We start from the raw sequence: 22,398 nt of genomic DNA on the forward strand, positions 1-22,398 counted from the left end.
GCAAGGTGGCGCTCGAAAGAATAGGCCCCCGACCCAGGCCCCCGACACCATGGCAATGTTCAAGAAATCGGTAAGTTCGCTCCTCCTGACGTTGATGGCCCTGCTGGCTGCCGGTGCGCTGGCCTCCACGGCGATCCAGATGGTCGGGGCGTTCGGCCGCTACAGCGACAGTCTCGAAACCGCGCGGCTAGCCGCCGCCGACAAGGCGATCTTCCATGGCGTGCTGGCGCTGCGCAACAATCGCGGCGATGCGCAGAGCGCGATCCTCGGCGAGGACGACCCGCGGGCAAAACTCGAGGTGGCGGAGAAGGCCGAGCAGGGCGGGTATGACGCCATCGGCGCCGCGCTCGCCACAGTCGACTTCGCCCGCCGCGACGAACTCGCGGGCACATTGAAGCAGCGCTGGAGCGACGCCGCGCCGCAATTCCAGCTGTTCTACGACGAGGCCAAGCGTCCGCGCGCGGAGCGCAAGATCGAGCGGACCAGTTCCTGGTACGATGCCGTCACCAAAGTCATCGATACGGCGAACCTCGCCTCCACCGCGGTGTCGAACCGCGCCTGGACGGACGATCCCTACATCGCGCGCATGATCCAGGTCCGCCGCTTCGCCTGGCAGGTGCGCGACCGCTATGGAATCCATTGTTCGTCCCTTCGATCCAACGTCAACAGCAGCAAGGCGCTCGACGACGCGCAGAAGCGGTCAGTGGCGCAGTGGGATGGCACGATCGCCTCCGGCTGGGCGGGCATGGGCGAGTTGCTGGCTGCGCCCGGCGTGACGGCGGAACTGGTTACGGCAGCGACGGACGCGAAGGCCAAGACCGATGGCGTCCTGAAGCAGATCGGCGAGCTCACCAAGAATTTCGACGGCAGCGGCAAGCCCGCGCTTCCCGCCTCGGAATGGAATACGCTGTGCCAGTCACCCTTCCCGTCCATCGTCGCGGTGGCGAACAAGGCGCTCGACCAGTCGATCGCGCGGGCGGAGACGGTGCAGGCCAAGGCGCTCACCAATCTCGTCGTGCAGTCGCTCGCGTTCCTGCTCGCTCTGGCGGTGACCCTGGCCGGCGTGTACGTGGTGCGCAACCGCCTGATGCGCCCGGTGCGCGCCATCCTGGACGCCATCGCCAGGATCAGCGCCCGCGACTACGCCACGCCCGTTCCGCAATCCAGACATCCCGACGAGTTCGGCACCATGGCGGCCGCGCTCGAAAGCCTGCGCGAGAGTGCGGCGACCGCGGAACGCCTGGGCCTGGAACGCGAATCGCAGCAGGCGCTCCAGCTCGCCCGCTCCGGCACCGTCGATGCGGCCTGCCGCAGCTTCGACGACACCGTGCAAGCCGTCATTCACAGCGTTGCGGCGTCGACGAAAGAACTCGATGCCACCGCGACCGACGTGCGCTCGCTGGTTTCGGAATCGAGCAGCCAGACCGCGGCGGTCTCCTCCTCCGCCGAGCAGGCCACCAACAATCTCGAGACCATCGCAGCCGCGACCGAGGAACTTTCCGCGTCCGTCGGCGAGATCTCCGCGCAGGTGCAGGCCAGCGCCCGCGAGGCCCGCGAAGCCGTGTCGCAGGCAGCACAGACCAATGCGACGGTCGAGATCCTCGATCAGACCGCTAGCCGCATCGGCGAGGTCGTGAAGATGATCAACGCCATCGCAGGGCAGACCAACCTCCTGGCGTTGAACGCCACCATCGAAGCCGCGCGTGCGGGTGAGGCCGGTCGCGGCTTCGCCGTGGTCGCCGGCGAGGTCAAGAGTCTCGCCTCGCAGACGGCGACGGCGACGGAGGAAATCTCCCGCCAGGTCGCGGAGATCCAGGGCGCGACCGGCCAGGCGGTCACTGCCATCCGCGCGATCGGAGGCGCCATCAGCGGCATCGACGAGAAGATGACGGCGATTGCCGCCGCGGTCGAACAGCAGCGCGCCGCCACCACCGAGATCTCGCGCAACTTCCAGCAGGCCGCGCAGGGAACCCGCGAGGTCACCGATACCATCGGCAGCGTCGCCAGGCTCAACCAGGAGACCGGCAATGCCGGCTCGGTGCTGTCGGTGTCCGTGAAGAAGATGTCGGCCGACGCCGATCGTCTCCGCGTGGCGGTCGAGGGCTTTTTGGGTGCGGTGAAGACCGCGTAGCTTCGACAATCCTCTATCCCCACGTCGCGCAATCGGCATTGCCGCCGCTGCGCGCGGCGGGTACATCTGTGACGCTGCGTCAGCGCCGCGGCAGATGTCGAGAAGATCAGGGATGGAGAGTTCGATGCCGGTCACGCAACACCACAAGGCCCAGCGCCCTTATCGCGGCGTGTTCCCGGTTGCACCCACCATCTTCGACGAGCGCGGCGAGCTCGACCTTGACGGACAGCGCCGCTGCATCGATTTCATGATCGATGCCGGCTCGAATGGTCTGTGCATCCTCGCCAATTTTTCCGAGCAGTTCGTGCTTACCGATGCCGAGCGCGAGACCGTGATGCATGCGGTGATGGAGCATGTCGCGGGCCGCGTTCCCGTGATCGTCACCACCACGCATTTCAGCTCGGCCGTCTGCGCCGCGCGCAGCCGACAGGCCGAGGCGGCCGGTGCCGCCATGGTGATGGTCATGCCGCCCTATCACGGTGCAACCTTCCGCGTGCCCGAGAAAGGCGTCGTCGAATTCTTCAAGGTGCTGTCCGGCGCGATCAACATTCCGATCATGATCCAGGATGCGCCCGTTGCCGGCACGCCGCTGTCGGTCGAGCTGCTGGCGCGGCTGGCGCGCGATTTCGCCAACATCCGCTATTTCAAGATCGAGGTGCCGGGCGCTGCTTCTAAGCTCCGCAGCCTGATCGAGGCAGGCGGCAGCGCGATCGAGGGGCCCTGGGACGGCGAGGAGGCGATCACGCTGCTCGCCGATCTCGATGCCGGCGCCACCGGCGCGATGACCGGCGGCGGCTATCCTGACGGCATCCGCCAGATCATCGATCCCTATTTCGCCGGCAAGCGTGAAGAGGCGAAAGCCGCCTATGAACGCTGGCTGCCGCTGATCAACTACGAAAACCGCCAATGCGGCCTGATCGCCTGCAAGGCGATGATGCAGGCCGGCGGCGTGATCAAGTCGGACACGGTGCGGCATCCGTTGCAACCGTTGCATCCGGCGACGCGGGCAGGGCTGCTGGAGTTGGCCAAGGAGCGTGATGCGCTGGCATTGCGGTGGGGGAAGTAGCCTCCGCCGTCGTCCCGGACAAGCGCGCCCAGCCTGATCCCGCCAGCTGCCATCTGGCTGAAGGCGTCGAATTAACGCGGTTCGCGTGGTTTCCCGCAAGCCGGCGATGACATATTGTACGCTCGCCAACCAGGCCCGCGGAGCATCTCAAGACATCGCGCAACAGCTCTTCATTATGCCGCTATTCCGAGCCAGGCTGGAGCGAGCCGACGAAACAGGGAGGCAGTGCCATGACGATGAGGCCGGATCCCACCTTTCACGCATCGCCCAAGCTTGCGATGGAAGCACCTGCGGAGAACTTTGCCTACACGTTGCTGCTCAGTCCGGATTTCTCGAAACCGGATGCTCTCGCGGTCATCGACGTCAAGCCGGGATCGCCGACCTACAGCCAAATCGTCCACACCGTGACGATGCCCAACAAGGGCGATGAGTTTCATCACTTCGGCTGGAATGCCTGCTCCTCCGCCTTGTCACCGCTCGCCGGGCATGCCTTCATCGAGCGGCGCTATCTCATCATCCCCGGGATACGCTCGTCGCGGATCTATATCATCGATACCAAGCCCGATCCGACCAAGGCCAAAATCCACAAGATCATCGAGCCTGAGGAAGTCTTCAAAAAGACCGGCTACTCGCGGCCGCATACCATCCATTGCGGGCCGGACGGCATCTATGTGAGCACGCTGGGTGGCGGGGGCAAAGACGGCACCAACGGGCCTCCAGGCGTCTTCATCATGGATTGCGAGACGTTCGAGGTCCTCGGACGATGGGAGATCGACCGCGGTCCGCAGACGCTGCACTATGATTTCTGGTGGAACCTGCCGCGCGATTACATGGTGACGAGTGAATGGGCGTTGCCGCCGCAGTTCGAGAACGGGATTGTCCCGGAAGATCTGCTCGCGAACAAATATGGCCACCGTCTCCACTTCTGGGATCTTCGCGCCCGTCGCAATGTGCAGACCATCGACCTCGGCGCCAATCATCAGATGGCGCTGGAGGTACGGCCGGCGCACGATCCGGTTCGCGAATACGGCTTCGTGGGCGTTGTGGTCGACACCACGAATCTCGAAGCCTCGATCTGGACCTGGTGGCGCGAAGGCGGAAAATTCCATGCCGAGAAGACGGCGACGATCCCGCCCGAGCCCGCGCCAAAAGAGAAGCTCCCGCCGCTGCTCCAGGGCTTTGGCGCCGTACCGCCGCTGGTCACCGACATCGACCTGTCGATGGATGACCGGTTTCTCTATGTCTCGTGCTGGGGCACGGGTGAAATGCGCCAGTACGACGTGAGCGATCCGCGAAAGCCGAAGCTTGCGGGCTCGGTTCACATCGGCGGCGTCGCGCGCCGCACCCCCCATCCGAACGGCAAGGCATTTGCAGCCGGTCCGCAGATGGTCGAGATCAGCCGCGACGGCAGGCGCGTATACTGGACCAATTCGCTCTATTCCACCTGGGATGACCAGTTCTATCCCGATGGCGTTCCGGGTGTGGAAGTCATGGCCAATGTCGGTCGCAATGGCGGCCTCGAGCTCGACAAGGACTACTTCGTGAGCTTCCCCGACGGATATCGTGCGCACCAGATCAGGCTGGAAGGCGGCGATTGTTCGACGGACTCGTTTTGCTACCCGTCGGCCTAGATTGGGCACACGCGAGCCTCGGCTGGCTGTGGCTCGCTCTTGTTGCGAGCGGTCTCTATCACGGGGTCAATCCGGGAATGGGCTGGCCGCTCGCCGTTTCGGCCGGGCTCATGGACAAGAGCCCGCGCGCGCTCTTTCGCGCGTTGTGGGCTCTGGCGGCCGGACATCTCCTGGCAACATTTCTCGTGCTGCTGCCATTCGCGTTCCTGCTCGTGCTGGCCGAGTGGCAGCGTCCGATCCAGCTCGGCGCGAGCCTTCTCGTCATTGGTTTCGGCGTTTATCGGCTGGTCGAGCGGCGCCATCCGCGCACGCTGGCACGAATTCCGCCAACGCAATTGGCGCTCTGGTCATTTGCCGTCGCCATTGCCCACGGCGCCGCCTTGATGCTTGTGCCGATCTATCTCGGGCTCTGCCAGGCCTTCGAACTCGATGCCGGCCACGAGGCCGCCGGCGCGCTGATCAAGGCAAGCCTCGGGATGGCGGTGCTGGTGTCTTTGGTGCACGTTGCCGCCATGGTCGGCGCCGGCGGATGTCTGGCGTGGCTGGTCTACCGCCATCTGGGATTGAAGTTCGTCTCGCGAAGCTGGTTCAATCTGGATGTCATCTGGGCGACCAGCCTCATTCTGGTTGGCGTTGTGGCCCTCGCCTTCAATCTCGCGAGCTGGCACTGACGCTTGACTGCGTCAAAGCCCACTCGCCGATGATGCGGAAGCGATCCTTGGCGTCACCCTGCCTGAACAGCGCGATGCGATTGATCGCTAGCGTGTTGAGACCGAGCGCAGCAAACCTTGCCCGCAGCATCTTCAAAATCGGCCCGCGGCGCTCCGCGTTGAGCCGCCCCGTCAGCGTCATGTGGAAGCGGAATTCCTCCATCACGTAGGGATAGCCCCAGCGATCGAGATAGTCGCGCTGCCGCTCGTTGAGCTTCTCGGGCTTCCGCCGCCCGCGATCTTCCGCCGTCAGGGCCGGACGGAATGAATCGAACTCGCGGACGCAATCGGCGGCGAGCTCTTGAAGCGCATCGACCGGCTCGGCCGGAATGACCGCAATAAAACCACTGATGGAATCGACGATCGGGCGGATCACCGGGATCGTCCGCGCCTCGCAGGCGAAGGCCGCGCAGGCCGTCGAAAGCTCCGCTTCGGTCGTGCCGGGCGCGAGCGCCATCGGCGCCTTCAGCGTGCCGTGAAAGCCGTATTTGCGGGGATCTGCGGTGATGTCGCGCCAATCGGGCGCGGCATGCAGTGTGTCGCTAGGAAACGGCAATTCGTTGCCGGTATGGGCATCGTAGCCGAGCAGTTCGGCGCCGAAGCGGGAGAGGGCGCTGTTGCTGCTTGCGGCAAAATAGATTGCGTAGCGGGAAAGACCTGTCATCGCCTCAGCATAACCGGTTTAGGCCGCAACGACAGCCTCGCGCGGCGTTGCCACTGCTGCGAGCAGCCGCTTCGCATCGGTGAGATGCACGAGCTTGCCGCCCGCGATGACGGCCACGAGACGCGGTCGCAGCGGAACGCTGTCGTCGACCAGCAGAATGTCGGCGCGCCGTCCTTCCGCGAGCACGCCGCGATCGGCAAGGCCGGTCGCGCGCGCGGGTGCGGCGGAGACCAGGTTCCAGGCCTCGGTCAGCGGCAGCACGCCATCTGCGGCGAGGCGAAACGCAGCGAGCAGCTGCGCGGGATAATAATAGTCGGAGACCAGCACCGAGCAGAGCCTCTTGGCGATCATGTCGGATGCCTTGGTCCAGCCCGTGTGGCTGCCGCCGCGCACGACGTTCGGCGCGCCGTAGACGATGGCATCGCCGTGACTGGCTGCCTCCCGCGCCGTCTCCTCGTTGATCGGAAATTCCGAGATCGCCACCCCCATGGCGCGAAAGCCCCGGCGCATCGCCGGCGTCGCATCGTCATGCGAAAGCATCCGCACCTCGGCGGCGCGGGCAGTCGCGGCAAGCCGCGACACGGAAGCCGGGACCTCGCTGGCGCGCGAAAGCACGTGTCCCACCAGCCGGTCGAATTCCTCGCCCGACAGGCCGGTACGCTCCACCATGCGGTTGCGCTTGCGGGGCTTGGCCATGTCCCCGACCGTGCCGTCCATGTGGTCGTTGAAGGCGAACAGGTCGACGCGACCTTTGGCGAGCCATTGGCTCATCTCCTGCTCGGCATCGAGATTGTAGGTCTCGTGGCGCAGGTGGATGCGGGTGTCGGCCGCGAATTGCGGGCGCTGCCGTTCGATCGCTTCCATCAGGCCGCGCGCATTGTCGGCGCAGCGCAGGCCCGGCTCCCACGAACAGGTCGTGGCGTGAAACACCGTGGTGATGCCGTTGCTGATGGCCTGGCGGTCGCTGTCGGCGAGCGCCACGTCGATCGGAAAGTCGACACCGGCACGCGGCATCATCTGCCGCTCGAAGGCATCGCCATGCAGATCGACGATGCCGGGCAGCACCAGCAGGTCGCGCGCGTCGATCGCAAGCCGCGTCCGGCCGCGAGAAGCGTCGAGCTGCGCAATGTCCGTTCCGGATATGAGAAGTGAAGTCTCGACGAGCTCGGAGCCGATCAAGGTCCGGCCGCCCTCAAGGAAAATGTCTGTCACGCGACCGCGCTTTGTTTGCTGCTGCCAAGAGGACTGTTGAGAGAACTTGCCCGTGCTTCATATGTCGAGAGGAAATCTTCAATCCCGAGCTTGCGAAAATCGGGCGATGCTTCACGCAATTTGTCGTGATCCCAATCCCACCAGGCGAGGCCGGCGAGCCGTCCGGCGACGTCTTCCGAAAACCGGCGACGGACGATGCGCGCCGGATTGCCGGCGACAATGGTGTAGGCCGGCACGTCCTTGGTGACGATGGCGCCGGCCGCGATCACCGCGCCGGTGCCGATGTTGCGGCCCGGCAGCACGATCGCGCCATGGCCGATCCAGACGTCATGGCCGATATGGACGTGATGCTGGCGCCGCCAGTCGAAGAATTCCGTGTCGTCGCTCTCGCCTTCGAAGTAGGCGCTCGAACGATAAGTGAAGTGCGCCTGCGTGGCGCGGTGCATCGGGTGATTGCCCGGATTGATCCGTGTCATCGCCGCGATCGAGCAGAATTTTCCGATGGTGGTGTAGGTGATCTGGGCGTCGTTCACGACATAGGAGTAATCGCCCATCGTCACGTCGTGCAAAATCGTGCGCGCGCCGACCTCGGTGTAGGCCCCAAGCTTGGTGTCGTGCAACCTCGCCGAGGGATCGATGGTCGGCTGGACCGAAAGAGCTTTGGCGGCCATGTTGCATCCGAACGAGAGGGCGGGCGTTTCTCTTCGAGCGGCTTGATGACAATGTCATGACGACGCGATGACAGGGGATGAACAGGCGATGAGGTGTGTAGGATCGCCGCACCGCAACGCGCGTGTCACACAAGTGTCAAGCGCCGGCGTTAGCGGTGGGCCCCAGCTACTCTGGAGCCCTGCATGCTGGTGGTTGAAGGTCTGACGTGTCGCTTCGGCGTGAAAGCCGCGGTGGACGACGCTTCGTTTCAAGTTTCCCCCGGCGGCTTCGTCGGCGTGATCGGACGATCCGGCGCCGGCAAGTCGACCCTGCTGCGGACCATCAACCGCCTGGCGACGCCGGCGCAGGGCCGCATCCTGTTCGACGGCATCGACGTCACGGCGCTGCGCGGCAAGGCGTTGCGGCAGTGGCGGGCACGTTCCGCGATGATCTTCCAGCAGTTCAACCTGGTCGGCCGGCTCGACGTGCTCACCAACGTGCTGATGGGGCGACTCGCGACGATGCCGACCTGGCGCTCCCTGACGCAGACCTGGCCCGAGCAGGACAAGGCGCTGGCGATGTCCGCGCTCGAGCAGTTCGACATCGCCTCGCTCGCGGCCCAGCGTGCCGACCAGCTCTCCGGGGGCCAGCAGCAACGCGTGGCGATCGCCCGCGCGCTGGTGCAGCAGCCCGACATCATCCTCGCCGACGAGCCGATCGCCTCGCTCGACCCGCGCAACACCAAGATCGTGATGGATGCGCTGCTGCGCATCAACAAGCATTTCGGCATCACCGTGCTCTGCAATCTTCACTCGCTCGATCTGGCGCGCAGCTATTGCGACCGTCTGATCGGCATGGCGCAGGGCCGCGTGGTGTTCGACGGCGCGCCGGCTGAGTTGACCGATTACGTTGCGCGCGAGCTCTACGATCTCGAAGCCGCCGAAATCATGGGCGGCATGCCCGTGCCGGCGCCCCAGGGCGTTCCGGCACTTGGAACGGCGGCCGCCGCCTGAGCCGCGCCTGTTTTGTTTTGAGTTTTTGCGTCAACCGACCCCAACCGATGAAGAGGCTATCATGATCACTCGTAGACTAGTTCTCGCCGGCGCCGCCGCGCTCGCGTTCACGACCTCAGCCTCCGCCGACGACTGGAAAGCCAAATATCCCGAACTGACCTTCGCGGTCATTCCGGCGGAAAACGCCTCGGGCGTTACCGAGCGCTGGGCGCCGTTCATGAACTATCTCTCCAACGAACTGGGCGTGAAGGTCACGCTGCGCATCGCCAACGACTACGCCGCCGTCATCGAAGGCCAGCGCGCCGGCAACATCCATATCGCGAGCTATGGCTCGGCCTCGTTCGCACGCGCCCGCCTGACCGGCGTCAAGACCGACGCCTTCGCCAACGACATCAACGCCGACGGCTCGACCGGCTACTACTCCGTGTTCTTCGTCAAGGCGAGCAGCCCCTACAAGAGCGTCGATCAGCTCAAGGGCAAGAATCTCGGCCTCGTCGATCCGAACTCGACCTCCGGCAACAACGTGCCGCGCTTCGAGCTTGACAAGATGGGCATCGCGGACGCCGACACCTATTTCGGCAAGGTCGTCTTCACCGGCAGCCATGAGAATGCGATCCTGGCGCTCGCGCAGGGCACCGTCGACGTTGCGGCCAACCAGTGGACCAGCGATGACGATTCGACGCTGGCGCAGATGCTGACCAAGGGCATGTTGAAGAATGCCGACGGTTCGCCGATGAAGAAGGACGATTTCCGCATCATCCACAAGTCGGCGCCGATCATCAACGGCCCCTACGCCTACAATTCGGACCTGCCGGAAGAGGCGAAGGCGGCCATCGCAAAGGCGTTCTTCGACGCGCCCGCCAAGGACAAGGCGGCCTTCGATCGCCTCCAGGATGGCCAGAAGAAGGGTTTTCATCCCGCCACCACCAAGGACTGGGATGGCACGATCGAGCTGATCAAGTTCGTCGATGCACTGCGTAAGAAGAAGGCGTCCTGATTTCAGGACGATGGCATTGGAGTCGGGTCGATGGACCCGGCTCTTTCTCTTTGATCGACCATTTTTCCTGGCCAGATGACCGTCGCGGTTTCGATCCTCCCCGAGCAGCAGCTCGCCGTGCTCAACGCCGCCTATCGCCAGGCGGTCGCGCGCAAGCGGCTCCGACTCCTGTTTGGAGCCGTGATCTTCGCCGCAGCACTGTTTCTCGCCGCGATCGGCGCGGAAGTGAACCTGCGCACCCTCATCGCCCACTACGGCAACTTCCTCAGCTATTTCGACCGCATCTTCACGCTCGACAATGGCCAGCGGGTTTGGACCGATGTCGGCGAGTGGCTGTGGGGCTGGCGCAAATGGCTGAGGATGCTCGGCGAGACGCTGTTGATCTCCTATGTAGGCACGCTGATCGGCGCAACGTTCGCTTTCGCGCTCAACTTCTTCGCGGCCGAAAACACCTCGCCGTCGCCCTGGCTGCGCTTCACGGTGCGCCGCCTGCTCGAATTCGCCCGCACCGTGCCCGGTATCGTCTTCGCGCTGATCTTCGTGATCGCCTTCGGGCTCGGGCCGATGGCCGGCGTGCTCGCGATCGCGATCCACTCCACCGGCTCGCTCGGAAAACTGTTCTCGGAGATCGTCGAGAACGCCGACATGAAGCCGGTCGAAGGCATCCGCTCGACCGGTGCGAGCTGGCTCTCCTGCATGCGCTTTGCCGTCGTGCCGCAGGTGACTGCGGGCTATGCCAGCTACGCGCTGCTGCGCTTCGAGGTCAATGTCCGGGAAGCCTCGGTGATGGGTTTCGTCGGCGCCGGCGGCATCGGCCAGGAGCTCGTCGTCGCCATCCGCAAGTTCTATTACTCGGACGTCAGCGCGATCCTGCTCACCATCATCGTCACGGTCTTCGTCATCGACATCAGCACCGGCTGGCTGCGCGGCCGGCTGTTCGGCAGGGAGACGCGGACGTGACGGGGCGGCAGGAGATCGACACCGCAGCGCTTCGCGCGCGCTATCCTGAAATGTTCGACCGGCCGGCCTCGGCGCGGCTTGCGATGCCGGCGATGATCGTCGCGGCGTTCGCGATCCTGGTCTACGGCCTCGTCGATCTCGATTTCTCGCCGTCGCGGTTTTTCGCAGGCCTCAACCAACTCGGCTGGATCAGCCTGATGATGATCCCGCCGGATCCCGGCTCGTCGCTGCCGATCTATCTGAAGGCACTGGGCGAGACGCTGTCGATTGCGCTGCTCGGCACGACGCTTGCCGCCGTGTTCGCGCTTCCGGTCAGCCTGTTGGCCGCCCGCAATGTGGTGCCGTCGAGCATTCTGCGCTTCCCGGTGCGACGTTTCCTGGATTCGATTCGCGGCGTCGATACCCTGATCTGGGCGCTGGTGTGGATCAACGTGGTCGGGCTCGGCCCGTTTGCCGGCGTGCTCGCCATAGCCGTGTCCGATTTCGGCGCCTTCGGAAAACTGTTCTCGGAGGCGATCGAGGGCGCCGACCAGAAGCAGGTCGAAGGCATCCGCGCGTCCGGCGGCAGTGCGCTGCACGAGATCCGTTTCGGTTTGCTGCCGCAGGTCCTGCCGGTCATCGCCGGCCAGGTGCTCTATTTCGTCGAATCCAACACGCGCTCGGCCACCATCATCGGCATCGTCGGCGCCGGCGGCATCGGGCTCCAGCTCGCCGAGCAGATCCGGGTGCTGGAATGGCAGAAGGTGTCGTTTCTGATCCTGATGATTCTGGTCGCGGTCGCCGCGATCGATTTCGTCTCAAGCAAGCTGCGCTTCGCCATCATCGGGCGAAGGGCGGTGGCTTAATCGCAGACACCGTAGCCTCCATTTCATGGTTGCTACGACTCCACCAGAAACTCCACCCGCTCGGCGGCGAAGCGCGAATGCTTGGTGACCAGCGGCTTGCCGTCGAGGTCGTGGTCGGTCGCGTCGACCACCAGGATCGGACGTCCCAGCGCCAGATCGAGCCGTGCTGCGTCGGTTGCGTCCACGATGCCGGCGGTGATGCGGGTCGCGCCGCGCCGATAGTCGCGGACGCCGTAATGCTCGAGCAGTTTCGTCATCGAGCGCGTCGCGGCGAATACATTGCCCGCCCCCGGAAACAATTCCGCCGACAGCCAGGTGGTGGAGACGCAGATCGGCGTGCGGTCGGCGAGGCGCATCGCCTCGATCCGCACCAGTGGTGCGCCGGCCTTCAATCCAAGTTCCCGCGCGAGTTCGCGGGTCGCGGCATCATCGGACGCCTCGATCAACCGGCCATGCGGTTCGCGGCCGTCCGCGCCGACGATCTCGGAGAAGCGGGTCCGCGAGCGCAGCGGATAGGCGAGCTTCTGCGCCTCGACATAGGTTCCGCTGCCGCGCTCGGCCCGCACGATGCCGCGCTCGGCAAGCGCGGCCAACGCGCGCCGCACCGTGTGGCGGTTCACGCGATAGGTTTCGGCGATCTCCATCTCGCCCGGCAACTTGTCGCCAGCCGCAAAGCGGCCGTCGGCAATGCCGCGCTCGATGCCGTCGGCAACGAGGCGCCACAACGCGACGCCCGAGAAGGCTGTGTCCTGAATGCTCATGTGGCCGGGAAGCTACTCCAGAAATCACGCCCTTGTCACGAAACAGTCATGGCGCTCCGGTATCAAGTTGTCTAGTATCATAGACAACTTGGATTCGACAAGTTCGGCAAACAGGTTCGGTGGATTTGGTGACCCAGCACAACAATCAGCAAGCCCGGCGCAAGGCCGCAATGGCCGTGCTGGCGCACGCGGAGGCGGGCGAGATCGCCGCTCGCCTCCGCGCTCTCGCCCTGCCGGCGCATCAGGATTTGCGTGCGCCGGAAAATGGCCTCGTCATGCTGCGCGGCCGGGTCGGCGGCGACGGTGCGCCGTTCAACCTCGGCGAAGCCACGGTGTCGCGCGCCGCGATCAGGCTCGCGAGCGGCGAGGTCGGCTTCGGTTACACGCTTGGTCGCGACGGTGAGAAGGCGCGGCTGATCGCGCTGTGCGATGCGCTGGTGCAGTCCAGCGATTTCGGCGATGCGGTGGAGCGGGAAATTATCGCGCCGTTGCGTGAGCAGCTTATGGTCAGGCGCAAGCAGGCGGCGGCCGAGACCGCCGCGACGAAGGTTGATTTCTACACCATGGTGCGCGGTGAGGGGTGAGATCATGACCACGATTGCGGAACTGCCGCCGGGGTTCGCCGACAAGGTGCTGTCGGCGCAATCGACCTTTCGTTCCGTCATGGACGCGATGGCTCGGCCGGGGTCGGTCCAGCGCATCGTGCCGACATCAGGAGCGCCTCATACGATGATGCGCGGCACCGCCGCGATCGCGCTGACGCTGTTCGACCACGACACGCCGCTCTGGCTCGATGCGCGCATGTCGGAAAGCACCGACGTGACAAAATGGCTGAAGTTCCACACCGGCGCGCCGGTCGTGCAGGATTCCTCGATCGCAGGCTTCGCGCTGATCAGCGACGGCGGAGCACTGCCTTCGCTCGAGCGCTTCGCGCTCGGCACCAGCGAATATCCGGATCGTTCGACCACATTGATCCTTCAGGTCGAGAGCCTGGACTCAGGGCGCAGCTTCGAGCTGCGCGGCCCCGGCATCGACGGTGTCGCGACGCTCCAGGCCTCGATCAGGCCGTTCGACCTGTTCGAGCGCCTGCGCGTCAATGAGACGCTGTTTCCGCGCGGCACCGATGTGGTGCTGGTCGCCGAGGACGCCGTGGTTGCGATCCCCCGCACCACGCGTGTCGTGAACAAGGGAAGCTAGCCGCATGTATGTCGCAGTCAAAGGCGGCGAACGCGCCATCGAGAACGCCCATCGCCTGCTCGCCAGTGCGCGGCGCGGCGACCAAAGCGTTGCGGAAATTTCCCTCGACCAGATCTCGGAGCAGCTTGGCCTCGCCGTGGACCGCGTCATGAGCGAAGGCTCGCTCTATGACCGCGAGCTCGCGGCGCTCGCAATCAAGCAGGCGCGCGGCGATCTGATCGAGGCGATCTTCCTGGTCCGCGCCTTCCGCGCCACGTTGCCGCGCTTCGGCGCCAGCGAGCCGGTCGAGACCGGCGCGATGCGGGTGCAGCGGCGGGTGTCCTCGACGTTCAAGGACATTCCCGGCGGCCAGATCCTCGGGCCGACCTTCGATTATACCCACCGCCTGCTCGATCCCTCGCTCGCCGAGGGCTTTGTGCCGGAAGCGCCGGCGACGGCCGAAGCGTCGACAGCGCCAACGCCGCGGGTGACCGACATCCTCGGCCGCGACGGTCTGATCGAATCTTCGCCGCAGGCCGAGGAGGGCGCCAGCGTCGGCGACCTCACTCGCGAGCCGCTCAATTTTCCGGCGGATCGTGACCTGCGCCTGCAGAACCTCGCGCGTGGCGACGAAGGTTTTCTGCTGGCGATGGGCTATTCCACCCAGCGCGGCTACGGCCGCAACCATCCCTTCGCCGGCGAGATCCGCTTCGGCGAGGTCGAGGTCGAATTTTCGGCGGAAGACGTCGGCTTCGCCGTGCCGCTCGGCTCGATCGAGCTCACCGAGTGCCAGATGGTCAACCAGTTCAAGGGCTCCGCGACGGAAGCGCCGTGCTTCACCCGTGGTTATGGCCTCGCCTTCGGCCAGAGCGAGCGCAAGACCATGTCGATGGCGCTGGTCGACCGCGCGTTGCGCGCGCGCGAACTCGGCGAAGAGGCACTCGCCCCGGCACAAGATGAAGAATTCGTGATGTCGCACTCGGACAACGTCCAGGCGACCGGCTTCGTCGAGCATCTGAAGCTGCCGCATTATGTCGACTTCCAGTCCGAGCTCGGCCTGTTGCGCAAGCTGCGCCAGGAGTTTTCTGAAGCATTCGCCGATGCCAATGCGCCCGACGCCATGAAGGAGGCCGCGGAATGAACGCGCCCACCTACAACTTTGCCTATCTCGACGAACAGACCAAGCGGATGATTCGCCGCGCGATCCTCAAGGCGATCGCGATCCCCGGCTATCAGGTGCCGTTCGCCAGTCGCGAGATGCCGATGCCCTATGGCTGGGGCACCGGCGGCGTCCAGGTGACCGCTGCGATCCTCGGCCCCCAGGACGTGCTGAAGGTGATCGACCAGGGCTCCGACGACACCACCAACGCGATCTCGATCCGAAAGTTCTTTGCCAAGACCGCCGGCGTCGCCACGACCACGGCGACCGAAGATGCGACCGTGATCCAGACCCGCCACCGCATCCCGGAGACGTCGCTGCACGAGAATCAGGTGCTGGTCTATCAGGTGCCGATTCCGGAGCCCTTACGTTTCCTCGAACCGCGGGAGACCGAGACGCGGCGCATGCATGCGCTGGCCGAATACGGTTTGATGCATGTGAAGCTCTACGAGGACATCGCCCGCTTCGGCCATATCGCGACGGCTTACGCCTATCCCGTGAAGGTCAACGCGCGCTACGTGATGGACCCGTCGCCGACGCCGAAATTCGACAATCCCAAGATGGACAATTGCCCGGCGCTGCAACTGTTCGGCGCCGGTCGCGAGAAGCGCATCTATGCGATCCCGCCCTATACGCAGGTTGTGTCGCTCGACTTCGAAGACCATCCCTTCGAGCCGTATCGCTTCAACGCGCCCTGTGCGCTATGCGCGGCGGAAAATTCCTATCTCGACGAGATCGTGACCGACGACAAAGGCGGGCGCATGTTCGTCTGCTCCGACACCGACTATTGCGAGGGCCGCCAGGCCGCGGGCCATCACGGCAGCCTGAGCGCCGCGCCGTACAAGGAGAAGGCGGGCTCACATGGTTGATCAAGACTTGGCTGATCCCGACATGCGCGAAACCGACCAGCCCTTGCTCCTCGCCGAGTCGCTCAGCAAATCCTATGACCATATCGCCGCATGCCGCGATGTGTCGTTCTCGCTCTATCCCGGCGAAGTGCTGGCGATCGTCGGCGAATCCGGTTCGGGCAAATCGACGCTGCTTCAACTCCTGTCGGGTCAGCTCGCGACCAGCGGCGGCCAGGTGTCCTATCGAATGCGTGACGGCGTCACCCGCGATCTTGCCACGCTGGGCGAGGCCGAGCGGCGCTTCCTGTTCCGCACCGATTGGGGTTTTGTGCACCAGGATCCCGCGCAGGGCCTGCGCATGACGGTCTCGGCCGGCGCCAATGTCGGCGAGCGGCTGATGGCGGTGGGGTGGAATCACTACGGCCGCATCCGTGATACCGCGTCGGACTGGCTGACCCGCGTCGAGATCGACATCGCGCGCATCGACGATGCGCCGAGGACCTATTCCGGCGGCATGCGCCAGCGTCTCCAGATCGGCCGCAACCTCGTCACCGAGCCGCGTCTCGTCTTCATGGACGAGCCGACCGGCGGGCTCGATGTTTCTGTCCAGGCCCGCCTGCTCGACCTCGTGCGCAGCCTGGTCGCCGAGCTTGGCCTCGCCGTCATCATCGTCACCCACGATCTCGCGGTCGCGCGGTTGCTGTCGCACCGCGTGATGGTGATGAAGGGGGGCCGCGTCATCGAGACCGGCCTCACCGACCAGGTGCTCGACGACCCACGGGAGCCCTATACCCAGCTCCTCGTCTCCTCGATTCTGCCGCCATGAGCTTTCCGAGATGAGCCTTTCCAGCATGAGCCTTTCCAGCATGAGCCTTGCAATGACCGCCATGATTGACATCACCGATGCCAACAAGACCTTCACGATGCACCTGCAGGGCGGCATCGAGCTGCCTGTCGTCAGCGGCGTGACCTTCCAGGTCGATCCCGGCGAATGCGTCGTGCTCTCGGGGCCATCAGGCGCCGGGAAATCGTCGATCCTGAAGATGATCTTCGGCAATTATCGCTGCGACTCCGGCCGTATCGGCATCCGCCATCGCGGCGCGGTGATCGATCTCGCCACAGCCGAGCCGCGCCAGATCCTCAACGTCCGCCGCGCAACCATCGGCTATGTCAGCCAGTTCCTGCGCGCGGTGCCGCGCGTCGCGACCGTCGACGTGGTCGCCGAACCCCTGATCGTCAACGGCCTGGCGCGCGCGGAGGCGCAAGCCCGTGCCGGCCAATTGCTGCATCGTCTCAATATCCCCGAGCGGCTCTGGCAGCTTCCGCCGGCGACCTTCTCCGGCGGCGAGCAGCAGCGCGTCAACATCGCGCGCGGCTTCATCTCGGACCTGCCGATCCTGCTGCTGGACGAGCCCACCGCCTCGCTCGACGCCGCCAACCGCGCCGTGGTGGTTGAGCTGGTCGCCGAAAAGAAACGACGGGGCGTCGCCATGGTCGCCATTGTCCATGACGACGAAATCCGTCATCTGATTGCCGACCGCATCGTTGACGTCACCAGCTTTGCCGCCGCCGCCTGAAGGAAGAGGGAAATGAAGGCCAAGCCGAACGACATCGTGATCGCCAACGCCAGGATCGTGCTGGCGGAACGGGTGATCGAGCAGGGCTGGCTCGCTCTCGCGGACGGACGCATTGCCGAGATCGGTGAGGGCAGGGCGCCCGCGGGCGCCGAGGATGCCGGCGGCGATTTGATCATGCCCGGCCTGATCGAGCTCCACACCGACCATCTCGAAGCGCATTACGTGCCGCGGCCAAAAGTGTTCTGGAATCCGGTTGCCGCCGTCGTCTCCTATGACGGCCAGCTCGCGACATCGGGCATCACCACGGTGTTCGACTCGCTCCGGGTCTGGCGCGAGGACGGCGCTGAAGAAGTCGATGGCCGCGCTGGCGTGCTTGCCGCCGCGATCGCGACCGCGCGCGATGCCAAATTGCTGCGCGCCGACCACTTCCTGCATCTGCGCTGCGAAATCCCGATGCCAAGCGTGGTCGAGGAGGCCAAGGAGCTGATCGACCGTCCTGACGTCCGCTTGATGTCGCTGATGGACCACACGCCCGGCCAGCGCCAGTTTCGCGACGAGGTCAAGCTGCGTGACTATTATCGCGGCAAGGGTGGCGGCAAGACCGATGCCGAGCTCGACGAGCTGTTCGCGAAGCGCTTCGAATATCAGAAGCTTTATGCCGCGGCCAACATGCGTGAGATCGTGGCGCTGGCGCATGAGTACAAGATCCCGCTCGCCAGCCATGACGACACCACCGAGGAAAACGTCGCGGACGCCCTGCGCGATGGCGTTTCGGTCGCCGAGTTCCCGACCACGTTGGAGGCCGCGCGCAGCCTGCACCAGGCCGGCATCGACATCCTGATGGGCGCACCGAACGTCGTGCGCGGCGGCTCGCACTCCGGCAACATCGCGGCGGTCGATCTCGCCCGCGAAGGCCTGCTCGATATTCTGTCGTCGGATTACATTCCCTCGAGCCTTCTGATGGCTGCGCTGCATTTGCCTGACCACGTGCCCGCCATCAGCCTTTCGGCGGCGGTTCGCACGGTGACGAAGGCGCCTGCGGAAGCGGTTGGCCTCACCGATCGCGGCGAGGTCGCGATCGGCAAGCGCGCCGATCTGATCCGCGTGCACGTCGCGGGCAGCGTTCCCGTCGTCCGCAGCGTCTGGCGCGAAGGAAGCCGTGTCGCATGAGCGAGACTGTGACCATGGCGCAGGACCCGACAGGCGGGATTGGACCCGGGCGGCTCGTGCTCGTGGTCGGTCCCAGCGGCGCAGGCAAGGACACCCTGCTGCGGCTCGCGCAGGCGGCTTGTGTCGATGACCGCAACGTCGTCTTTCCGCGCCGTGTCGTGACGCGCGAATCCTCCGCTGACGAGGACAATGTCGCGGTGAGCGCCGACGAATTCCGGCGCGCGCGCGAGCACGGCGATTTTGCCGTGCATTGGGAGGCGCACGGGCATTCCTACGCTTTGCCGCTTGAGATCAACGACGATATCCGTGCCGGGCGCGCTGTCGTCATCAACGTTTCACGCACCGTCATTGGCGCACTGCGCCGAGCGTATGCAAACGTCGTCGTGGTCGCGATCACGGCGCCGCCGGATGTGCTGGCGCAGCGGCTTGCCGCCCGGGCGCGCATTAGCGATGGCAACGTCGCGGAAAGGCTGTCGCGCAGCGTCGACGCGTCGGGCAATGCCGATGTCACCATCCTCAACGCGGGCAGCGCCGAATATCACAGCCGCCATCTCGTGCGCGTGATCAGGAATGAAGGCTGGCACTAATACTAATAATGGCCGGCGCAACAGGGAGAACGGAATGTCGGTGATCGAAACGGTCGAGCAGCTGGAGGCCATCTACGGCGTCACCAACGATGCCTCGACCGTGAAAGTCGCCGACCACGTCACCCCGCTCTATCGGGTCTTCATCGAAAAGGCGCCGTTCGCCGCGCTTGCCACCATCGGACCCGAGGGCATCGACTGCTCGCCGCGCGGCGATCTCTCCGGCTTCGTCCGCATTCATGACCCGAAGACGCTGATGCTGCCGGATCGCCGCGGCAACAATCGCGTCGATTCCCTGCGCAACATCGTGCGTGACCCCAGGGTGTCGCTGATGTTCCTGATCCCCGGCTCCGGCAATGCGGTTCGAGCCAACGGCCGGGCGCATCTTTCCATCGATCCCGAATTGCTCGCCTCGTTCAAGGTCGAAGGCAAGGCGCCGCGTAGTGTCATGGTGATGACGGTCGACGAAATCTACTTCCAGTGCGCCCGCGCCATCGTCCGCTCCGACCTCTGGAATCCCGACAAGCGTATCGACCCCAAGACGCTGCCGACACCGGGGCAGATCCTCGCCGAGATGAGCGAGAACAAGATCGGCGGTGCGGAGTATGACCGAATCTGGCCGGAGCGCGCGGCCGCGACGATGTGGTGACGCTCTCTCGTCTTCCTCGTCCTGCTCGTGCGGGGAGAGGGGCTCTGAGGTCGCGTGACGTGCTCGGCCTGCATGGCTCGAGACGCCCGCTTTGGCGGGCTCCTCACCATGAGGATCATCTCGCCGCGAAACGCGACCTCATCCTGAGGGCCCGCCGTGAGGCGGGCGTCTCGAAGGATGGCCGCAGGCGAGCTCCCCGCCACGTTTTTCTTCATATGCGATAGCCCCGTCCTGGAGGAGAGAGTGAAGGGGGAGCTCGCTGCGAGTGCTGCCCCTAATTGAACGCCATGCCGCCGCTGAGCGCGACCGTCTGCCCGGTCATGTAGGCGTTGTCGACCAGAAGCATCACGGCCTTCGCTACTTCTTCCGCCGTGCCGAAGCGGCCGAGCGGAATGCGGCTGACGAGCTGCGGCTGGCCACTCATCATGTCGGTCTCGATCAGCGACGGCGCCACCGCGTTGACGGTGACGCCTTCCTTCACCAGCCGCGCCGCATAGCCGCGCGTCAGGCCCTCCAGGCCGGCCTTGGACGCGTTGTAGTGCGGTCCGATCGCGCCGGCGCCGCGCGCGGCACCGGAGGAGATGTTGACGATGCGGCCCCATTTCTTCGCGCGCATCGTCGGCAGCACCGCCTGCGTGCACAGGAAGACGGATTTCAGGTTGACCAGGATCGTCCGGTCGAAATCGTCCTCGGTGAGATCGTCGATGCCGCGCGTGATGGCGATACCCGCATTGTTGACGAGGATGTCGATGGGGCCGAGCTCGGCCGTGGCGCGGTCGACCATCGCGGTCACGGCCTCGCGCTGCGATACGTCCGCAGCGACGGCGATGGCGCGGCCGCCGCGCTTGCCGATCTCATCCGCCAGTTGCTCGGCCTGCCCGATCCGCTCGCGGCAGTTGATCGCCACGGCCGCGCCGGCCTCGGCCAGCGCACCGCAGACCGCAGCGCCGATTCCCCGCGAGCCGCCGGTGACGAGCGCCGTGCGTCCCTTCAGAACCTCCGCCATGATCGGCCTCCCTGTCAGCTGTTGCTTATGGAGCGGACAGTATCACGGCCGGCCGCGCACCGGCGTTGAACTCATCGCGAGATAAATTCGTTTGCCTGCGCTCGCACCGGGAGAAGTGCCGATGCGCGCCGGTGGCAAATATGGATACCCATTTCATTGACCGAACGCGTCAATCCCTCGATATTCGCAGCATCGAAACTGCTCCTCGAGCCGAAGCCGCCACATGAGAACCGATCACCAGCGCAACAATAACGACATGCATGCGTGCATGACGCGGCGCTGTTTCTCGGCGGCAACCGGCGCCTGTTGTTGCTGCTGACCGCCGCCTCACAGCACCTCACGCAGCAAATCGCAAGACAGGAACGCCGAGACCCCGGCGAGCGAGCAGTCATGTCCCAACAGAAGTCCAACGCCTACATCATCGAAATTCACGACCGCGCCGCCGGCATCGTCACGCGAGACGCGCGCGGCTTCCGTTTCTTCTCCTCCGAGCGCCTGTTCGACAGTCTCGAAGGCCGGCAGTTCCGGTCCGCGCGCGAGGCCGAGCGCGCCGCACGCGCGGTGTTCTCCGAACGAAGCCGGCGCGCGAATTCCCAACTTTTCGCCAACTGATCCCACCGAAAGGGCCACGCATGATCAATCGACGACACATTCTCGCAACGACGCTTCTGCTCGCGGCCGCCTTGGCCGCACCGGCGCGCGCTGAGGACAAGCCGGTCGAAATCCGCTTCGGTACGCAGAAGGGCGGCTTCTTCCCTGCGGTTCGCCAACGTCAAACGCTCGAAAGCGCCTTCAAGCCGCTCGGCATCGAGATCAAGTGGATCGACTTCCAGTTCGGCCCGCCGCTGCTGGAGGCCATCAATGTCGGGAGCGTCGATTTCGGCTTTGTCGGCGATACGCCGCCGATCTTCGCGCAAGCCGGCGGCGCCAGGATCCGCTATGTCGCGGCCGTGAAGTCCGACGGCGACAATCAAGCGATCATCGTGCCGAAGGATTCGCCGATCAAGACGCTGGCGGACCTCAAGGGCAAGCGCATCGCCTTCGGCAAAGGATCGAGCGCACACAACCTCCTGGTCGTAGCGCTCGAAAAGGGAGGCCTGTCCTGGTCCGATATCACCCCGGCGCCGCTCGCGCCGGCCGATGCGACGGCGGCCTTCGTCAAGGGCTCGGTCGATGCCTGGTCGATCTGGGATCCTTATCTGGCGCTCGCCGAATTGAAGGAGAACGCGCGGGTTCTCGTCTTCGACAAGGATGTGCACAAGCCGAACGCCTACTACATCGCCAACACCGATTTCGTTGAGAAGTATCCCTCGTTGGTCGCAAAGCTCAACACGGCCTTTGCGTCTGAAGGCGTGTGGGCGGAGTCGCATCACGAGGAGGTCGCAAAGGCACAGGCCGAGGCGACCGGCGTCGACATCGAAGCGGTCCGCCGCTTCGTCAATCGCTCCAGCTATCGCGTGGTGCCGCTCGACGCCGAGGTGACCAAGAGCCAGCAGGCGGTCGCCGACCGTTTTGCAAAGCTTGGCCTGATTCCGAAGCCGGTCAACGTGTCCGACATCGTCTGGAAGTGGACGCCGGGTTCCTGAGC

General features: G+C 65.0%; 24 protein-coding genes. 19 read left to right on the forward strand and 5 right to left on the reverse strand.

Translation table 11 applies throughout. The annotated features are described in order from the left end of the window. The first annotated feature begins 49 nt into the window (after positions 1 to 49). The 4 genes from ABIB06_RS24205 to ABIB06_RS24220 all read left to right on the forward strand — a co-directional run bounded on the left by ABIB06_RS24205 (position 50) and on the right by ABIB06_RS24220 (position 5,499). The gene (locus ABIB06_RS24205) at positions 50 to 2,131 is read left to right on the forward strand and encodes a methyl-accepting chemotaxis protein (RefSeq protein ID WP_354051220.1); all 2,082 of its coding nucleotides are present in this window, start codon (positions 50 to 52) and stop codon (positions 2,129 to 2,131) included. 124 nt (positions 2,132 to 2,255) lie between these two features. After that, a complete protein-coding gene (locus ABIB06_RS24210; protein ID WP_354051222.1) occupies positions 2,256 to 3,197 on the forward strand; it encodes a dihydrodipicolinate synthase family protein in 942 nt (313 codons plus the stop codon). A gap of 230 nt (positions 3,198 to 3,427) precedes the next feature. Further along, positions 3,428 to 4,828: a selenium-binding protein SBP56-related protein gene (locus ABIB06_RS24215; protein WP_247351367.1), complete on the forward strand. Its 1,401-nt coding sequence runs from the start codon at positions 3,428 to 3,430 to the stop codon at positions 4,826 to 4,828. A gap of 77 nt (positions 4,829 to 4,905) precedes the next feature. Continuing rightward, a complete protein-coding gene (locus ABIB06_RS24220) occupies positions 4,906 to 5,499 on the forward strand; it encodes a hypothetical protein (RefSeq protein WP_354051285.1) in 594 nt (197 codons plus the stop codon). Here the strand turns inward: ABIB06_RS24220 and ABIB06_RS24225 are convergent. From ABIB06_RS24225 to ABIB06_RS24235, 3 genes are read right to left on the reverse strand one after another with little or no spacing between them, the layout of a single operon-like run. Beyond that, positions 5,477 to 6,202, reverse strand: coding sequence for a DUF1045 domain-containing protein (locus ABIB06_RS24225; protein WP_354051224.1), 726 nt, complete (start codon positions 6,200 to 6,202; stop codon positions 5,477 to 5,479). The genes ABIB06_RS24220 and ABIB06_RS24225 overlap by 23 nt on opposite strands. Before the next feature lie 18 nt (positions 6,203 to 6,220). Further along, on the reverse strand, positions 6,221 to 7,414 hold the full coding sequence (locus ABIB06_RS24230) for an alpha-D-ribose 1-methylphosphonate 5-triphosphate diphosphatase (RefSeq protein ID WP_354069321.1): 1,194 nt from the start codon (positions 7,412 to 7,414) through the stop codon (positions 6,221 to 6,223). Beyond that, positions 7,411 to 8,085: a transferase hexapeptide repeat family protein gene (locus tag ABIB06_RS24235; RefSeq protein WP_354051228.1), complete on the reverse strand. Its 675-nt coding sequence runs from the start codon at positions 8,083 to 8,085 to the stop codon at positions 7,411 to 7,413. Before ABIB06_RS24235 ends, ABIB06_RS24230 begins: the two co-directional genes overlap by 4 nt. Positions 8,086 to 8,268: 183 nt before the next feature. On the opposite strand from ABIB06_RS24235, the gene phnC reads away from it, so the two are divergent. The 4 genes from phnC to phnE (ABIB06_RS24255) all read left to right on the forward strand — a co-directional run bounded on the left by phnC (position 8,269) and on the right by phnE (ABIB06_RS24255) (position 11,880). Further along, positions 8,269 to 9,078, forward strand: coding sequence for a phosphonate ABC transporter ATP-binding protein (phnC, locus tag ABIB06_RS24240; protein WP_354051230.1), 810 nt, complete (start codon positions 8,269 to 8,271; stop codon positions 9,076 to 9,078). A gap of 61 nt (positions 9,079 to 9,139) precedes the next feature. Then, a complete protein-coding gene (phnD, locus tag ABIB06_RS24245) occupies positions 9,140 to 10,075 on the forward strand; it encodes a phosphonate ABC transporter substrate-binding protein (RefSeq protein WP_354051231.1) in 936 nt (311 codons plus the stop codon). A gap of 75 nt (positions 10,076 to 10,150) precedes the next feature. Further along, on the forward strand, positions 10,151 to 11,035 hold the full coding sequence (gene phnE, locus ABIB06_RS24250) for a phosphonate ABC transporter, permease protein PhnE (protein ID WP_354051233.1): 885 nt from the start codon (positions 10,151 to 10,153) through the stop codon (positions 11,033 to 11,035). After that, on the forward strand, positions 11,032 to 11,880 hold the full coding sequence (gene phnE / locus ABIB06_RS24255; RefSeq protein WP_354051235.1) for a phosphonate ABC transporter, permease protein PhnE: 849 nt from the start codon (positions 11,032 to 11,034) through the stop codon (positions 11,878 to 11,880). Before phnE (ABIB06_RS24250) ends, phnE (ABIB06_RS24255) begins: the two co-directional genes overlap by 4 nt. A gap of 32 nt (positions 11,881 to 11,912) precedes the next feature. Here phnE (ABIB06_RS24255) and phnF read toward each other — a convergent pair whose 3' ends face one another. Continuing rightward, positions 11,913 to 12,641, reverse strand: a complete 729-nt coding sequence (phnF, locus tag ABIB06_RS24260) for a phosphonate metabolism transcriptional regulator PhnF (RefSeq protein WP_354051237.1) — start codon at positions 12,639 to 12,641, stop codon at positions 11,913 to 11,915. A 119-nt stretch (positions 12,642 to 12,760) separates the two neighbouring features. On the opposite strand from phnF, the gene phnG reads away from it, so the two are divergent. The 9 genes from phnG to ABIB06_RS24305 are packed head-to-tail and all read left to right on the forward strand — an operon-like array spanning position 12,761 to position 19,804. Beyond that, positions 12,761 to 13,225, forward strand: coding sequence for a phosphonate C-P lyase system protein PhnG (phnG, locus tag ABIB06_RS24265; protein ID WP_354051238.1), 465 nt, complete (start codon positions 12,761 to 12,763; stop codon positions 13,223 to 13,225). 4 nt (positions 13,226 to 13,229) lie between these two features. Beyond that, positions 13,230 to 13,838 carry a phosphonate C-P lyase system protein PhnH gene (phnH, locus tag ABIB06_RS24270; protein ID WP_354051240.1) on the forward strand — a complete coding sequence of 203 codons (609 nt, stop codon included), beginning with the start codon at positions 13,230 to 13,232 and terminating at the stop codon, positions 13,836 to 13,838. A 4-nt stretch (positions 13,839 to 13,842) separates the two neighbouring features. Further along, positions 13,843 to 14,958 carry a carbon-phosphorus lyase complex subunit gene (locus tag ABIB06_RS24275; protein ID WP_354051242.1) on the forward strand — a complete coding sequence of 372 codons (1,116 nt, stop codon included), beginning with the start codon at positions 13,843 to 13,845 and terminating at the stop codon, positions 14,956 to 14,958. Next, positions 14,955 to 15,845 carry an alpha-D-ribose 1-methylphosphonate 5-phosphate C-P-lyase PhnJ gene (locus tag ABIB06_RS24280; protein WP_354051244.1) on the forward strand — a complete coding sequence of 297 codons (891 nt, stop codon included), beginning with the start codon at positions 14,955 to 14,957 and terminating at the stop codon, positions 15,843 to 15,845. The genes ABIB06_RS24275 and ABIB06_RS24280 overlap by 4 nt, the downstream gene beginning before the upstream one ends. Next, on the forward strand, positions 15,838 to 16,650 hold the full coding sequence (gene phnK, locus ABIB06_RS24285; protein ID WP_354051246.1) for a phosphonate C-P lyase system protein PhnK: 813 nt from the start codon (positions 15,838 to 15,840) through the stop codon (positions 16,648 to 16,650). The genes ABIB06_RS24280 and phnK overlap by 8 nt, the downstream gene beginning before the upstream one ends. Before the next feature lie 52 nt (positions 16,651 to 16,702). Beyond that, the gene (gene phnL / locus ABIB06_RS24290; protein WP_354051248.1) at positions 16,703 to 17,401 is read left to right on the forward strand and encodes a phosphonate C-P lyase system protein PhnL; all 699 of its coding nucleotides are present in this window, start codon (positions 16,703 to 16,705) and stop codon (positions 17,399 to 17,401) included. Between the two features lie 12 nt (positions 17,402 to 17,413). Next, positions 17,414 to 18,571, forward strand: a complete 1,158-nt coding sequence (locus ABIB06_RS24295) for an alpha-D-ribose 1-methylphosphonate 5-triphosphate diphosphatase (protein WP_354051250.1) — start codon at positions 17,414 to 17,416, stop codon at positions 18,569 to 18,571. Beyond that, positions 18,568 to 19,158: a phosphonate metabolism protein/1,5-bisphosphokinase (PRPP-forming) PhnN gene (gene phnN / locus ABIB06_RS24300; protein ID WP_354051251.1), complete on the forward strand. Its 591-nt coding sequence runs from the start codon at positions 18,568 to 18,570 to the stop codon at positions 19,156 to 19,158. Before ABIB06_RS24295 ends, phnN begins: the two co-directional genes overlap by 4 nt. Positions 19,159 to 19,192: 34 nt before the next feature. Next, a complete protein-coding gene (locus tag ABIB06_RS24305; RefSeq protein WP_247445285.1) occupies positions 19,193 to 19,804 on the forward strand; it encodes a pyridoxamine 5'-phosphate oxidase family protein in 612 nt (203 codons plus the stop codon). Between the two features lie 274 nt (positions 19,805 to 20,078). On the opposite strand, the gene ABIB06_RS24310 is transcribed toward ABIB06_RS24305, so the two are convergent. After that, entirely contained in the window at positions 20,079 to 20,810 is a 732-nt protein-coding gene (locus ABIB06_RS24310; RefSeq protein WP_247445284.1) for an SDR family NAD(P)-dependent oxidoreductase, read from the reverse strand. 390 nt (positions 20,811 to 21,200) lie between these two features. On the opposite strand from ABIB06_RS24310, the gene ABIB06_RS24315 reads away from it, so the two are divergent. Further along, positions 21,201 to 21,422, forward strand: coding sequence for a hypothetical protein (locus tag ABIB06_RS24315; RefSeq protein ID WP_354051287.1), 222 nt, complete (start codon positions 21,201 to 21,203; stop codon positions 21,420 to 21,422). A 20-nt stretch (positions 21,423 to 21,442) separates the two neighbouring features. Further along, positions 21,443 to 22,396 carry an aliphatic sulfonate ABC transporter substrate-binding protein gene (locus ABIB06_RS24320; protein WP_354051253.1) on the forward strand — a complete coding sequence of 318 codons (954 nt, stop codon included), beginning with the start codon at positions 21,443 to 21,445 and terminating at the stop codon, positions 22,394 to 22,396. Positions 22,397 to 22,398: the final 2 nt, after the last annotated feature.

The sequence above is a fragment of the Bradyrhizobium sp. LB8.2 genome (genome assembly GCF_040548035.1).
Taxonomy (GTDB): domain Bacteria; phylum Pseudomonadota; class Alphaproteobacteria; order Rhizobiales; family Xanthobacteraceae; genus Bradyrhizobium.